The organism is Flavobacterium sp. P1_E4 (assembly GCF_056405915.1).
Genome location: NZ_JBFUBE010000007.1, coordinates 104,897 through 119,169, shown reverse-complemented (window position 1 = coordinate 119,169; position 14,273 = coordinate 104,897). Strand labels below are relative to the sequence as shown.

General features: G+C 34.4%; 13 protein-coding genes. 11 read left to right on the top strand and 2 right to left on the bottom strand.

The window, feature by feature from the left end:
* The first annotated feature begins 144 nt into the window (after positions 1 to 144).
* The 4 genes from AC1DY0_RS09195 to AC1DY0_RS09180 all read left to right on the top strand — a co-directional run bounded on the left by AC1DY0_RS09195 (position 145) and on the right by AC1DY0_RS09180 (position 6,726).
* Positions 145 to 2,988 carry a carboxypeptidase-like regulatory domain-containing protein gene (locus AC1DY0_RS09195; protein WP_477188308.1) on the top strand — a complete coding sequence of 948 codons (2,844 nt, stop codon included), beginning with the start codon at positions 145 to 147 and terminating at the stop codon, positions 2,986 to 2,988.
* A gap of 38 nt (positions 2,989 to 3,026) precedes the next feature.
* Complete coding sequence (locus AC1DY0_RS09190; RefSeq protein ID WP_477188307.1) at positions 3,027 to 4,598, top strand: SGNH/GDSL hydrolase family protein; 1,572 nt, start codon at positions 3,027 to 3,029, stop codon at positions 4,596 to 4,598.
* Between the two features lie 258 nt (positions 4,599 to 4,856).
* A complete protein-coding gene (gene atpD, locus AC1DY0_RS09185; RefSeq protein WP_477188306.1) occupies positions 4,857 to 6,368 on the top strand; it encodes a F0F1 ATP synthase subunit beta in 1,512 nt (503 codons plus the stop codon).
* Positions 6,369 to 6,444: 76 nt separating this feature from the next.
* Positions 6,445 to 6,726 carry a F0F1 ATP synthase subunit delta/epsilon gene (locus AC1DY0_RS09180; protein WP_326402525.1) on the top strand — a complete coding sequence of 94 codons (282 nt, stop codon included), beginning with the start codon at positions 6,445 to 6,447 and terminating at the stop codon, positions 6,724 to 6,726.
* Between the two features lie 154 nt (positions 6,727 to 6,880).
* Here the strand turns inward: AC1DY0_RS09180 and AC1DY0_RS09175 are convergent, their stop codons facing one another.
* Entirely contained in the window at positions 6,881 to 7,459 is a 579-nt protein-coding gene (locus AC1DY0_RS09175) for a DUF4136 domain-containing protein (RefSeq protein ID WP_477188305.1), read from the bottom strand.
* A 97-nt stretch (positions 7,460 to 7,556) separates the two neighbouring features.
* Positions 7,557 to 7,724 (bottom strand): hypothetical protein, encoded by a 168-nt coding sequence (locus AC1DY0_RS09170; protein WP_477188304.1) that lies wholly within the window; start codon positions 7,722 to 7,724, stop codon positions 7,557 to 7,559.
* 578 nt (positions 7,725 to 8,302) lie between these two features.
* Here AC1DY0_RS09170 and AC1DY0_RS09165 point away from each other — a divergent pair.
* From AC1DY0_RS09165 to AC1DY0_RS09135, 7 genes are all read left to right on the top strand, one after another.
* Positions 8,303 to 9,424, top strand: a complete 1,122-nt coding sequence (locus tag AC1DY0_RS09165; protein ID WP_477188303.1) for a hypothetical protein — start codon at positions 8,303 to 8,305, stop codon at positions 9,422 to 9,424.
* 61 nt (positions 9,425 to 9,485) lie between these two features.
* The gene (locus tag AC1DY0_RS09160; protein WP_477188302.1) at positions 9,486 to 10,250 is read left to right on the top strand and encodes a porin family protein; all 765 of its coding nucleotides are present in this window, start codon (positions 9,486 to 9,488) and stop codon (positions 10,248 to 10,250) included.
* Positions 10,251 to 10,274: 24 nt separating this feature from the next.
* Positions 10,275 to 11,441, top strand: a complete 1,167-nt coding sequence (locus AC1DY0_RS09155; protein ID WP_477188301.1) for an aminotransferase class I/II-fold pyridoxal phosphate-dependent enzyme — start codon at positions 10,275 to 10,277, stop codon at positions 11,439 to 11,441.
* 12 nt (positions 11,442 to 11,453) lie between these two features.
* Complete coding sequence (locus tag AC1DY0_RS09150) at positions 11,454 to 11,837, top strand: GxxExxY protein (RefSeq protein WP_477188300.1); 384 nt, start codon at positions 11,454 to 11,456, stop codon at positions 11,835 to 11,837.
* Positions 11,838 to 12,308: 471 nt separating this feature from the next.
* Positions 12,309 to 13,166 (top strand): TraB/GumN family protein, encoded by an 858-nt coding sequence (locus AC1DY0_RS09145; protein WP_477188299.1) that lies wholly within the window; start codon positions 12,309 to 12,311, stop codon positions 13,164 to 13,166.
* 4 nt (positions 13,167 to 13,170) lie between these two features.
* On the top strand, positions 13,171 to 13,674 hold the full coding sequence (locus tag AC1DY0_RS09140) for an RNA polymerase sigma factor (RefSeq protein ID WP_477188298.1): 504 nt from the start codon (positions 13,171 to 13,173) through the stop codon (positions 13,672 to 13,674).
* Positions 13,664 to 14,272: a hypothetical protein gene (locus AC1DY0_RS09135; protein WP_477188297.1), complete on the top strand. Its 609-nt coding sequence runs from the start codon at positions 13,664 to 13,666 to the stop codon at positions 14,270 to 14,272. The genes AC1DY0_RS09140 and AC1DY0_RS09135 overlap by 11 nt, the downstream gene beginning before the upstream one ends.
* The last annotated feature ends 1 nt before the right edge of the window (position 14,273 follow it).

Below are 14,273 nucleotides of genomic sequence, written 5' to 3'. Positions count from 1 at the left end.
TATTAATTATGCAATATGCAAAAATATTGAATTGTTATATATTGAACTGTTTTGTTAATAATAATAATAAGTATTTTTAATTTTATTATTGATAATTAAAAAATATGTGTAATTTGGCGCCACTAACCAACAAAATTTTACCATATGAGATTGTATTTGCTTTTTTTAACATTATTCTTTTGTAGCATATCTTTTGCGCAAAATTCTATCAAAGGTGTTGTTACTGATGAAAATAGTCAACCCATTCCTGGAGCTAGTATTAAAGTAGCTGGTTCAAATGAAGGGACTACTTCGGATTATGACGGTTCTTTTGTTTTGAGTACTAAACAAACACCTCCTTTTTCTATTGATGTTACTGCAGTTGGGCATTCTTCTTCCAGTGTAAGTGTAGAAACAGTATCTCAAAAAATTAGGGTGCAGCTAAATTCAGAAGAAACGAAATTAAATGAGATTGTGGTTTCTGCTTCCAGAGCACCAGAAAGAGTACTCCAATCTCCTGTTACGATTGAGAGAATGGGGATTGCGCAAGTGAAAAGTACCACCGCTCCAACATTTTATGATGGTTTGGAAAATTTAAAAGAAGTGCAATTCAATACTAGTAGTATCTCATTTAAAACAATTAATACTAGAGGGTTTGCTTCTGTTGGTAATACTCGTTTTATGCAGTTGGTAGATGGTATGGATAATTCATCACCTGCATTGAACTTTGTTTTGGGTAACTTAATTGGTCTTTCAGATTTAGATGTAGCTAGTGTGGAGCTTTTGCCTGGGGCATCTTCAGCATTATATGGAGCAAATGCATTTAATGGTATTTTGTTTATGAATAGTAAGAGTCCTTTTGTTTATCAAGGTATTAGTGCTTATGTGAAATACGGACAGACTTCTCAAGATGCAGCTGGAACAAATGATTATTTTGATATGGGAATAAGAGCTGCTACTGCTTTTAACAAGCATTTTGCGGTTAAGGCTAATTTCAATTATATGAAAGCTACAGAGTGGATTGCTAATGATCAAAGAAGTATGACAGGTGGTTCAATTGGGCATGATGGAAATCAAAACTATGATGGACTGAATTTGTATGGGGATGAGGCTAGTACTTTTATAACAAATGTTGGGCAAGTGAGTAGAACTGGGTATCGTGAGCAAGATCTAACAGATAATAAAGTGCATAGTGTTAAAGCTGACTTCTCTTTAAATTTTAAACCTTGGGAAAATGATACCGAGATTATTCTTCAGTACAAATTAGGATTGGGGAGTACAATATATCAAGGAGCAAACAGATATGCGTTGGATGATTTCTTTATGAGTCAAATTAAATTAGAGGCTAAAGGGAAAAACTTTTTTGTAAGAGCCTACCGTTCTGCTGAAGATGCTGGAAATTCTTATGATATGCGTTTTGCTGGATTGAATGTAAATAGAGCAGCTAAGTCTGATATAAACTGGTTTACGGATTATGGTAAATCTTTTCAGTTGTCATCAGCAGTATTAGGTCTTAATGCAAATGAAGCTGCAAATTACGCAAGAAACTTTGCTGATAATAACCTTTCGCCAGGTTTGGGATTGACGCCAAACAGTAATGTTACGAATGGTGTTCTTGATCCAAGAGGTGTTAGATTTGCTGCTGGTACACCAGAATATAATAGTGCATTAGCATCTATTGTGAGTAATCCAGATTTTACGCAAGGAGCAAAATTTATTGATCATTCAAAAATTTATCATTCAGATGCAAATTATAATTTTAAAGACATGATTGAATTTGCGGAAATCCAAGTTGGTGGTTCTGCACGTCAATACGAAATGAATTCTGAGGGGACTATTTTTACTGATTATGATGGTCCTATTCGTTATAATGAATTTGGAGCTTATGCACAAGGATCTAAGTTGTTTATGGAAGATCGTTTAAAGTTGGTTGCTTCCATACGTTATGACAAAAGCCAGAATTTTGACGGAAAAGTTTCTCCAAGAATTTCATTTGTTTATTCTGCGGGAGCTAATAAAACACACAATTTTAGAGCGTCTTACCAAACGGGTTTTAGAAATCCAACTACGCAAGATCAATACATCGGTTTGGATTTAGGGCCATATGCTTTAATCGGTTCAGCGCCTGAAAATTTAGATCGTTATTCAGAAACTTTTAATGTAAGTGCTTCGGGCCAAGCATTGCCAGGTGTTGATCCAACGGTTACAATGAATGGTCAAAATGCTTATCACAATGCTTATACTTTAACTTCTGTTAAGGATTTTGGAGATGCAATTGCTGAAAATCCAGCAGATGTAACTGCTGCTGTAGCAAAATTGCGAGTAGCTAATGTGAATTTAGTGAAGCCTGAAGAGGTTCATGCTTTTGAAGTGGGATATCGTACAGTTATCAATAATGATTTCTCCATTGATGTAAATGGATATTATAATATCTATAATAATTTCTTGAATACAGCTAGAGTGGTTGGGCCTTATTATGGTAAAGTAGGAACAGATTTTACAAAACCTGAAACAGCAATGACATTAGCGGCTCTAAAATATGGAGACAGAAGAGTGTACCAAGTGTATACAAATACAGATGCAGATGTTTCTTCTCTTGGTTTTGGGGTTGGTCTGTCTAAAAAAGTATATAAAGATTTTGAAGTAGGGGTGAATTATAATTATGCGCAACTTGATTTTGATCAATCTGAAGATCCTGGATTTGTTACTGGATTTAATACCCCAAAACATAAAGTGAAAGGTTCGATAGGAAATGCTAAATTGTTCAAGAATTTTGGATTCAATGCTAATGTAAGATGGAATACAGAATATTTATGGGAATCTTCATTTGCTGATGGAATGATTGAAGAAACAACTGTTTTTGATGCGCAAATAAATTATAGTATACCAAAATTAAAGTCTATTCTGAAATTGGGTGCTACCAATATAGGCGGTAAGGATTATATTCAAGTGATCGGTTCGGGAGCTATTGGTCAACAATGGTTTGCTTCATTGACAATTAATCCTTAATTAAAAAGACAAGACAAAAACTTAAAAATACAGTGAGTATGATAAAAAATTTCAAATGGCTACTATTGGTTTCTTTAAGCTTTGTAGCATGTAATAATAACGATGATGATTCGGCAACACCTGCAGAAGTTCCTGTTACGCCAGGGTCGGCTGTCTTTACTAAATATGTTGCATTAGGGGATTCCTTTGCAGCTGGTTATAGTGATGGTGCATTATTTAAAAAAGGTCAGGAAACATCTTATCCTTCAATTTTGGCGCAACAATTTACTCAGGCTGGTGGTGGAGCTTTTAATGTTCCTTTTTGTGGAGATGACAATCTAGGGGGGCTTTTGTTTAACGGTACGCCAATTGCTGAGACTAGGAAATGCATTTTTGGTTTTTTTCCAAATGGCAGGCCAGATATTAAAAACGTGCCTGGAGTTCCAGTGACTGAAGTGAGAACCCATTTGGCGGGGCCGTTTAATAATTTAGGAGTGCCGGGTGCGAAAAGTTTTGATTTATTATCTACTGTTTATGGTAATGGTAATCCAGCTGGATTTGCAACAGGAGCAACAAGTCCATACTTTTCTAGATTTTCTTCTTCAGCCGGGTCATCTGTTGTAGCTGATGCTTTAGTTCAAAAGCCAACTTTCTTTTCTTTATGGATTGGTGGTAATGATGTTTTGGGTTATGCTTTAAGTGGTGGTGATGGAACAAATCCTATTACACCAACTGGAACTTTTGAAACTGCATATAATGATTTAGTTAACCAATTATCTGCGGATGGTAGAAAAGGGGTTGTCGCAAACTTGCCTTTTATAACTACATTGCCAAATTTTAGTGTTGTTTCTGTAAAACCAGTTAGTCCATCGGCATACTTTGTTGACGGTGATGAAAGCGAGAAGTTGCCTGTAATTAGTGCTGGTGATGTAGCAACTATTAATGCTTTGAATACACAGCTTTTAGGGCCATTAAAACAAGTTTTAACAGCTTTGGGAGCTGGTGATAGGATTGAGTTGTTGTCTACTACTGCAAATAATCCGGTATTGATTGTAGATGAAACCTTAACGGATTATAGTCAGCAAATAGCTGCTGCTTTGACACCAGTTTTGGGAGCTCCTACGGCAGGTTTTTATGGTGTAACTTTTGGAAGAGTGAGACAAACTAAAAAAGGGGATACTTCAACAGATTTAATATTATTGTCTACTAGTAGTGTAATAGGAGCAACTGCAGCAGGGGCACCTTCTCCATTAAATAAATATGGAATTTCTTATCCATTGCAAGATAAGCATGTGTTAATTCCATCTGAAATTTCAGAAATGGAAGCTGCGGTAATAGCTTATAATACTATTATTAAAAGTGCAGCTGAAGCAAAAGGACTGGCATTTGTAGATGCTAAATCGGCAATGGCACAGTTGTCTACTACTGGTGTTAGTTTTGGGAATTTTCAAATGACTGCCTCCTACATAACAGGTGGGGCTTTTTCGTTAGACGGGGTTCATCCAACTCCTAGGGGGTATGCTTATATTGCCAATCTTTTTATTAATGCGATAAATAAGAAATATGAAGCAACTTTAAGAACGGTAAATTTGGCTGAATATCAAACTTTGTTTCCTTTGACAATACAGTAATTCAATTTTTAATTGATGCTAAAACCACCCGTTTATGACGTGGTGGTTTTTTTATTTTTTGGCTGAGAAAGAAGTGTTTTGATAGTTTGAAACTGCTTAATAATCAATTCGATAAAAATTTAGCTTTTTTTATAAAAAAAAATATTGATTTTATATTTTAAAAAATTATCTTTGCACTCTGAAAAAAGTATCCATTCGATGAAATTCGATGGGCTGTATTTCATAAACCTAAATAGCTATTTAATAAACACATAAGTAATGTCAAAAGTAATAGGAAAAGTTGCCCAAATCATTGGACCAGTAGTCGATGTAGTTTTCAACGGAAAAGATGTTGAACTTCCAAAAATTTATGATTCATTAGAAATCACAAAAAAAGACGGAACATTATTAGTTCTAGAAGTACAATCTCACATCGGTGAAAACACTGTTCGTACCATTTCGATGGATTCAACAGACGGTTTGAGCAGAGGTTATGAAGTAGTTGGAACAGGAAATCCTATCAAAATGCCTATCGGAGCCGATGTTTACGGTCGTTTGTTTAATGTAATTGGTGATGCTATTGACGGTTTGCCTGCTTTGCCTAAAACAGGTGAAAACGGAACTCCAATTCACAAGCAAGCACCAAAATTCGAAGATTTATCTACATCTTCTGAAGTTTTATTTACAGGTATTAAAGTAATCGATTTGATTGAGCCTTATTCAAAAGGGGGTAAAATTGGATTGTTTGGTGGTGCTGGAGTAGGTAAGACAGTATTGATTCAGGAGTTGATTAACAATATTGCAAAAGGTCACGGTGGACTTTCTGTATTCGCAGGAGTAGGAGAAAGAACGCGTGAAGGAAATGACTTACTTCGTGAGATGTTGGAGTCAGGAATTATAAAATACGGTGAGGAATTCATGCACTCTATGGAAAATGGAGGATGGGATTTATCTAAAGTAGATTTACCAGGAATGAGAGAGTCTAAAGCTACTTTCGTTTTTGGACAAATGAATGAGCCTCCAGGAGCTCGTGCTCGTGTGGCACTTTCTGGATTGTCTATCGCTGAATATTTCCGTGATGGAGCAGGTACTGATCAAGGAAAAGACGTATTGTTCTTCGTTGATAATATCTTCCGTTTTACACAAGCAGGTTCTGAGGTTTCGGCTCTTTTAGGACGTATGCCTTCTGCGGTAGGTTACCAACCAACATTGGCAACTGAAATGGGTGCGATGCAAGAACGTATTACATCTACAAACAAAGGTTCTATTACATCTGTACAAGCGGTTTACGTTCCTGCGGATGATTTAACTGACCCGGCGCCAGCAACAACGTTTGCTCACCTTGATGCTACTACTGTATTGTCTCGTAAAATTGCTGAGTTAGGTATCTATCCTGCGGTGGATCCATTGGATTCTACTTCAAGAATTTTGGCACCTCACATTATCGGTAACGAGCATTATGACTGTGCACAAAGAGTAAAAGAAATTCTTCAAAAATACAAACAATTGCAAGATATTATCGCAATTCTAGGTATGGAAGAACTTTCAGAAGAAGATAAATTAGCGGTTTCAAGAGCTAGACGTGTACAACGTTTCTTGTCTCAACCTTTCCACGTTGCTGAGCAATTTACAGGATTAAAAGGTGTATTAGTTGATATCAAAGATACTATCAAAGGATTTAACATGATTATTGATGGTGAATTAGATCACTTGCCAGAATCAGCTTTCAACCTTAAAGGTACTATTGAAGAAGCTATCGAGGCTGGAGAAAAAATGTTGGCAGAAGCGTAATTGGTTGCTAGTTGTTAGTTGTCAGTTGTTAGAAACAACCACCAACCATCAGCCATCAACTATTAACTAAATAATTATGATTTTAGAAATAGTATCACCAGAAGCGAAATTATTTTCAGGAGAAATTACTTCTATTTCTGTTCCAGGAGTAGACGGTCGTTTTCAAATGTTGAATAACCACGCGCCAATAGTTTCATTGTTGCAAAAAGGAACGGTTAATATTACTGCTCCAAGTTTTGATTTAAACGAAGAAACTGCAAGTTTATTTACCAAAATAAATGATCAAAATTATACTTTAGAGATTGCCTCTGGTACTCTTGAGTTAAAAGATAATAAAGTAATTGTTTTAGCAGACTAAGACAATTCAGTTTTTTAAATGAAAATGCCTGACTTGTGTCAGGCATTTTTTTGTTTAAAATAGTTTTGGAAACAGTTGATTTAATTTATCGTTTTGAATAAATCATTCAAGGGTTATATCCATATGGTATAATTTTAGAAATAAAGTATTAGATTTATTTTTTAGCTGCTCCGGGAGGGAAACCTGCCATAATGCTTTTTACGGAACTATTAATAAATTCTTCAGGATTGTCTGGTTTGTTGTCAATTTCTGCATTACCAATACCCTGCCAAACTAGTTTGTCGGTTTTTGTGGATACAATATCAATTACCAAGGAGCCATCAACATAATTATAGGTGTTAAATGTTGTTGAGCCTCCCATCATTGCACCTCCACCCCAATATCCGTAGGGGCGATACATACCGCCATAACCATAGTAATTAGAATTGGCAGTAACCTGAGTTTTGTTTTTTAAAATCGCTACTGCATTTACTTTTAAATCGGGATTATCGCTTGTTTCTTTAAAACCTTTAGCAGTCATTTCTGCGATAATTGCTTTTGTAACCCGATCAACGTTTAATTGGTTTACCTGCCCTTTCTGTGCATTTAAATCGAAAGTTGCAAAAGTTTTGAATTCGCTAAAATTAACCGCACGATCATAATCTTGAGTAACAGTTACGGTTGGGCCACAGCTAAAAAATAATCCCAAAAACAGCATAGGAATTATATCTAATGTTCTTTCTTTAATGTTCATCTTATTAAATTTTGAGTTAATAATAATTGTTTGTAAATTCTTAAAATAGGTATTGATTGTCATTTTAGACATCAGTTGCAATAGGCAGACGACCTTCTTAAATTATATCCTGCATTTTTACATAATCAATATCATTTTGATCTGCATACAAAACTGACAAATGCGCTAATGCATGGTCGAATTCATCATTTTTTTTCATATAACCAAATAATACAATTTTACTCCCTTTTGAATAAGGCTCAATCAAATTGATTCTCTTTTTCATCTAAGAATTTATCATACATAGATTCAGTTTAATTAAAATTTATCCTCTTTTGAAAATCTAAATAGATGTATTAACATGTTGATTGTCAGTGTTAAATTTACTGAAATTTAAAACACTATAAAAGGGATTTTGATTTAAAATACTTAGTTTTTATGAATTAATTCTCAATTCGTATAAGTCGACTTGTTTTAATTTCTGATGGAATCTAAGTTATTTCTCTACAAATAACTTTTCGAGTCTTCTTTCATATTAATTATATGCCGTTTGTTTTTTGAAGCTACGCCTAATGAAGTGTTATCTTTTTCATGATGGCTTTATTCGCTAAAAGAATATTCTGGTTGATTAACAATTAGTTTAAATTGTGAAGTGCTGAAAAAGAAGATTATTTTTTTAAAACAGGTGTTTGTTGCCTCTTTTTTTATAAAGCATTTCAAAGATATAGAAGTAGTTTGTTAGATTTTTTTTCCAGCTTTAAGCTTAGGAATTAATTAAAAACAGGGTCTATGGAGGTTTGACCAATTATTTTTTTAACTTTACCTTATGAATTTTTAAGTGTATAGGTAATTTAAATTTTAAAAATGAAAAATAATAAATTTTTAGTATTTCTTTTTTTATTAGTAAGTGCTATAGGTTTTTCTCAAGTATATACTAATAAAGTAGTGGGTAAAAAAAATGCAGCGCTCCTAGATAGTCTTAAAGTAGAGGAGTATCCATATGCTTTGCCTATATGGGGAGAAAAAGCAACACAAAAAGGCTATCAATTACCATATTCAGCAGGTCTTTCGGTGAATTATTTTTGGCAAGAATCAGATTTAACCATAAAGAATTTGGAAGTTGGGTTCAATAATGGACCGATGTACAATCTGGATCAAATTATACGTTTTAATAGCGCAGTTGCATCTGGATATGCAGTCAATGTTAGACCAGATATTTGGTTATTCCCATTTTTGAATGTGTATGGAATTTTTGGAAAAACAAGAATGTCCACTAGTATTGATGCAGGGGTTTGGGTTCCAGATGCCAACAACGATTGGTCGCAAGTAACTTCATTTAGGTCAAAAGCTGAATTTGAAGGTACGACATTCGGACTGGGTATGACTCCTACTATTGGAATTGGTGGTGGTTGGCTTGCTCTTGATATGAACGTTGCATGGACTGATATTAGTGCTCTTGATAAACCGGCACTTAGTTTTGTTTTTGGTCCAAGATTGGGAAAAACTTTTAAACTTAATAAACCGGAAAGCAATATTGCATTTTGGGCGGGGGGATTTAGAGTGCATCTAAAAAGTGGAACAAATGGTTCATTGGCTTTGTCAGATGTATTACCACTTGAAGGAGCACAAGCCAAAGTGGATCAGGGCTTGGCTACAGTAAATGAAAAACAAGCCCAAGTGGATAATTGGTGGAGTGGGTTATCCAATACGGATCAGGCCAAACCATCTAATAAAGCAAAATACGAAACAGCTAATAGAGCATTAGACACAGCCGGAAACCTTTTGAATGGTATTGATGGTGCATTAAGTACTGCTGGAACTTCTACGGTACAATATTCTCTTGAAAAAGCGCCAAAAGATATGTGGAACTTTGTTTTAGGGTCCCAATATCAGTTTAATAGACATTTTATGTTGCGTGCCGAATGTGGTTTTCTCGCATCCCGTACTCAGTTTATGACCAGCCTTCAATATCGTTTTGGGTTGTAGTATAATGATTTAGTGAAAAAAGAAAGAGTTGTGATTCCAGAAAATTAATTAATATCAACACATGAAAAAAGTTGTATTCTTCATTGCATTTTTTTTTAGTTTTCAAGCTGTCCAATCACAAGTAATAATGTCCTTGATTTTTGGAGACAAATTGAATTCTCCGAATATTGAATTTGGTTTGGAAGGAGGTATGAATTTTTCGAGTATTTCGAATTTGGATTCGGATTATAGGAGGGATTTCAATTTGGGTTTTTATTTCGATTTTAATCTAAAGAACCCTTCCTGGATGTTCAACACGGGAGTAATTGTAAAATCGACTATGGGTGCCAAAGACATTGCGGTTTATTCGTTGAATGATGAGAAATTAGATGCTGTATTTGCTGAAGGTTCTGTCAAAAGAAATATAAACTATTTTAATGTTCCTTTGATGATTAAATATAAGTTTGACAATAACATTTATGTAAAGGCAGGTACGCAATTGGGGCTTTTGTCCACGGCTAATGATTTGTTCCGTCAAAATTATAATGGGGAGGATGTCGAGTATAAAAACAATATACGTGACAAGATTCATGTTGTCGATGCCGGTTTGTTAATTGGCGCTGGGTATCGAATAAAAACCAAGTACGGTATGAATGTTGGTTTGCAGTATTATTATGGATTGGTACCGCTTCTAAAAGGGGATGACAGCCCAACCCAATACAATCGTTCGCTTTATGTAACGGCTGGACTGCCTATCGGAAAAGGTAAAGCGGGGAAAAGGGCAGCCGAAAAGGCAGCCGCCGAAAAGAAAGCATTGGAAGAAGGGAATACCCTGCCTAAAAAGTAAATTGGTTTTTATAACTTTGTTGTTATGAATTTTCCAAAAAAACTGTCCGATAAACTAGAGTCACGAAGACAAAATAAATCATTACGCATTCTTCCGCAACCTAATGAGTTAATTGATTTTGCTTCGAATGATTATATTGGCTTTTCAAAATCGGAAGCAATTTTTAATGCTACTCATCAATTTTTATTGGATCATAACATAAAAAGCAATGGCGCTACTGGTTCGCGATTACTTTCCGGGAACCACACTTTATATACTGAAACCGAAAATTATATTGCACTATTTCATCAGTCGGAATCGGCTTTGTTGTTTAATTCGGGCTATGATGCTAATGTTGGCTTTTTTAGTGCTGTACCTCAAAAAGGCGACTTGATTTTGTACGATGAATTGTGTCACGCTTCGATTCGGGACGGAATCCAATTGTCGAATGCCAAGTCCTATAAATTCAAGCACAATGATTTTGAGGATTTGGAACTGCTTATTCAACGTAATCCTAATACTTTAATTTACATAGTAACAGAATCCGTTTTTTCCATGGATGGTGATTGTCCAAATATGGAAGAATTGATTGCCGTTGCTGAAAAATACAACTGTTATTTGGTGGTTGATGAAGCACATGCTTTGGGAGTTTTTGGAGAAAAAGGCGAAGGACTGATTCAATATTTGCATTTGCAAGACAAAATATTTGCCCGAATTATGACTTTTGGTAAAGGTTTGGGGTGTCACGGTGCAGTGGTTTTGGGTTCGGATGAATTAAAATCGTACCTCGTTAATTTTGCCCGAAGTTTTATTTACACTACAGGGCTTTCTCCCCATTCGGTAGCCACAATTTTAATAGGATATCATCATTTAGAAAAAGATAAAAATGATCTTGAATCACTTCGTGATAATATTGTGTTTTTTAACCAAGTGAAAAAAATGCTGTATTTGAGTCCGCTTTTCATTCGCAGTAAATCGGCTATCCAAAGTGTTATTATTCCAGGAAACGAAAAGGTAAAAAGTATTGCGGTTGCTTTACAGCAAAATGGTTTTGATGTTAAAGCGATACTATCGCCAACGGTTCCAGCGGGGCAGGAGAGACTGCGTTTTTGTTTGCACAGTTTTAATAGAAAGGAAGATATAACCAAAGTATTGACGTTGTTGATTAGCTTTGTATATAAGCCCACGGATAACACTGATTTGACTGATTGACACAGATTTATTATGACGGACTTACTTTATAAAAATGTTACGGATTCAATTTTAAAAGCATTTTATGCTGTTTATAATCAACTTGGTTATAGTTTTCTAGAGAAAGTATATCAAAATGCGATGTATTTTGAATTAAAATCTCTAGGCTATAAAGTTGAAGCTCAAAAGCAAATTAAAGTTTATTTTAAGAATCAATTAGTTGGAGAATATTATGCCGATTTATTAGTTGATGATAAAGTCATTGTTGAACTTAAAGCTTGTGAGTTGCTTATGAATGTTCACGTGGCTCAATTAATGAATTATTTGAAAGCAACAGAAATTGAAGTTGGATTAGTCTTAAATTTTGGGGAAGAACCAGAATTCAAACGTATTATATATACAAACAATAAAAAGTAATTTTAAAAATCCGTGATAATCCTTAAATCAGTGTTATCCGTGGGCTAAAATATACAGGAATTTCTACCGATCTGGGTAAGACCATTGCCTCAGCAATTATTGGCTAAGTTTGAAAGTCGATTATTTAAAGTCAATTCAAGCTAGGGATGTTGATATTTCGATAATCATAAAATTAGATCATTAATTTCTAATGATACGGGAATAATTTACGCAATAGCTATTTGTGAATATGCCTGTAAGTTGACATCTTTCGGTTGCAATTGATGAAGTTATTATTGAATTGCAACAAACAACAAGACATTTACCAATAATAATTTGCCAGTAGAAAAAGAAATATCATCTCTGATAGCTTGTTTTTCCTCACTTCTTTAAAAAAATAAATATTTTTTTGTAACGTTTTGATTGTTTGATTACTTACGAGCCGTAATCAAATAAGATTACTTCAATCATCAATCAAAAAACAAACAAATTATGAAAAATGTATTCAAATCAATTGTAGCACTTGCGGTATTCGCATTCAGTTTTTCGGCCAATGCACAAACTCCAAAAACTAAAAATTCAGTATTATGGGAAGTATCGGGTAACGGATTAGAAAAACCTTCTTATCTTTTTGGAACCGTTCATATGATATGCGGAAAAGATTTTGTTATGAAACCTAACGCAACAGAAGCTTTCTCTAAAACATCAAAGTTGGCATTAGAAGTTAATATGGCTGATGCGAACGAAATGAATGTGATTCAGCAAATGGCTATTGGTAAAGAGCCACTGTCTAAAAAATTAACTGCGGAACAAATAGCAAGACTGGAAGAGGTATTGCAAAAAAGCGGAGGAGTTTCATTGGCACAAGTAGATAATTATACTCTTGAAACCGTGATGAGTTTACTGTTTGCGAAATCGTTTGGTTGTCCTGATTTGAAATTTTACGAAATGGAATTTATTAGCAAAGCAAACGAAAGTAAAAAACCAATCGTTGGACTTGAAAAAGCTATCGAACAACTGGATTTATTAAACAAATCGTTCACAGATGACGAACTGATTTCCTATTTGCAAAAAATTAATCCGGATATGGCTAATACAATGACTAAAGATTATATGAATGAAGACATAAACAGGCTCTATGAAACGACAACGACCGAAGAAATGATGTCGGTAAATACAAAAAAAATATTGTTGGATAACCGAAATGCCAATTGGTTAAAAATTATGCCAAGTATGATGCAAAAAGAGAGTGTTTTCTTTGCCTTTGGTGCTGCACATTTAGCAGGAGAACTTGGAGTTATCAATTTATTAAAAAAAGCAGGATACACTGTAAAACCTATATTGAACTAAAATTTTGAAAGCCAAAGAACAAGACTTTTTAAATCGCATCGAAAAGCATAAAGGAATACTTTATAAGGTTTCTAAGATGTATATGGATAATCTGGACGATCAACAGGATTTGTTTCAGGAAATTGTCCTACAGTTGTGGAAAGCCTATGATAGTTTTAAAGGCGAAAGCCAATTTTCGACCTGGATGTATCGTGTTGCTATTAATACTTCAATCGTTTTTTTGAAAAAAGAAAAGCGAAAGGTTGATAAGTATGAAATTGCCTCAGAAAACATTAAGGAAGATGAAAGTGATTCGGATCTCAAAGAAAATCAGTTGAATCATTTTTATAAAGCCGTTCAGGAATTGGATAAAATCGATAAAGCGATCATCTTTTATCAACTCGAGGGATTTTCGCATAAAGAAATTGGTGTCAATCTGGGTATTTCGGAAGGAAATGCAAGGGTTAAATTGAACAGAGCAAAAGATAAATTAAAAGAAATTATAAAAAAACAAGGTTATGGACTTTAACGATATACAATCAGCTTGGAAGAACGAAAAAACTGAAAATGTAACTCTTCCCACACATTTAGACAAAATAAATTCGGCAAATATGCCTTTAGACAAAATAAAAAAGAATTTAAAAAAAGAATTTTTCTATCAAATAATCTCGATTATTTTTATCGGATTTGTCCCTCTTTTTTATAGCATTCCTGCCAATGCAATTGCTCCATTTTATTTGCTTTTCTCTCTATTTGTGGCAGTTTGCATCTATTATTTAGTCAAATTATACGTGTTTTACAGAAGATTAGGCAAGACCGCTTTAAGTACTAAAGACAGTTTGTATGAAACCTATTTTGACATTCGGCTAAACATGGAGTTGTATAAAACTTTCGGATTTGCTTTGATACCTTTTCTTATATTGTTTTTACTAGGTTTAATGTATTATGAAACCCCTGCCTTTTTTGCTAAAGGGTTAAATAGCACTCCTTTTTTGGTAACTACATTCTCAATTGTTATTTTTTCTATCTTATTTATGGGTTTGGCTCTCGAATGGTGGGTACACTATTTTTATGGGAAATATGCTAAAGAGATGCGAAAAGTGATTGATCAGCTCAAAGAAGAATAAA

Coding starts and splice junctions, on each gene's coding strand:
- AC1DY0_RS09195 (WP_477188308.1), top strand. CDS start 145: ATGAGATTGTATTTGCTTTTTTTAACATTATTCTTTTGTAGCATATCT.
- AC1DY0_RS09190 (WP_477188307.1), top strand. CDS start 3,027: ATGATAAAAAATTTCAAATGGCTACTATTGGTTTCTTTAAGCTTTGTA.
- atpD (WP_477188306.1), top strand. CDS start 4,857: ATGTCAAAAGTAATAGGAAAAGTTGCCCAAATCATTGGACCAGTAGTC.
- AC1DY0_RS09180 (WP_326402525.1), top strand. CDS start 6,445: ATGATTTTAGAAATAGTATCACCAGAAGCGAAATTATTTTCAGGAGAA.
- AC1DY0_RS09175 (WP_477188305.1), bottom strand. CDS start 7,459: ATGAACATTAAAGAAAGAACATTAGATATAATTCCTATGCTGTTTTTG.
- AC1DY0_RS09170 (WP_477188304.1), bottom strand. CDS start 7,724: ATGAAAAAGAGAATCAATTTGATTGAGCCTTATTCAAAAGGGAGTAAA.
- AC1DY0_RS09165 (WP_477188303.1), top strand. CDS start 8,303: ATGAAAAATAATAAATTTTTAGTATTTCTTTTTTTATTAGTAAGTGCT.
- AC1DY0_RS09160 (WP_477188302.1), top strand. CDS start 9,486: ATGAAAAAAGTTGTATTCTTCATTGCATTTTTTTTTAGTTTTCAAGCT.
- AC1DY0_RS09155 (WP_477188301.1), top strand. CDS start 10,275: ATGAATTTTCCAAAAAAACTGTCCGATAAACTAGAGTCACGAAGACAA.
- AC1DY0_RS09150 (WP_477188300.1), top strand. CDS start 11,454: ATGACGGACTTACTTTATAAAAATGTTACGGATTCAATTTTAAAAGCA.
- AC1DY0_RS09145 (WP_477188299.1), top strand. CDS start 12,309: ATGAAAAATGTATTCAAATCAATTGTAGCACTTGCGGTATTCGCATTC.
- AC1DY0_RS09135 (WP_477188297.1), top strand. CDS start 13,664: ATGGACTTTAACGATATACAATCAGCTTGGAAGAACGAAAAAACTGAA.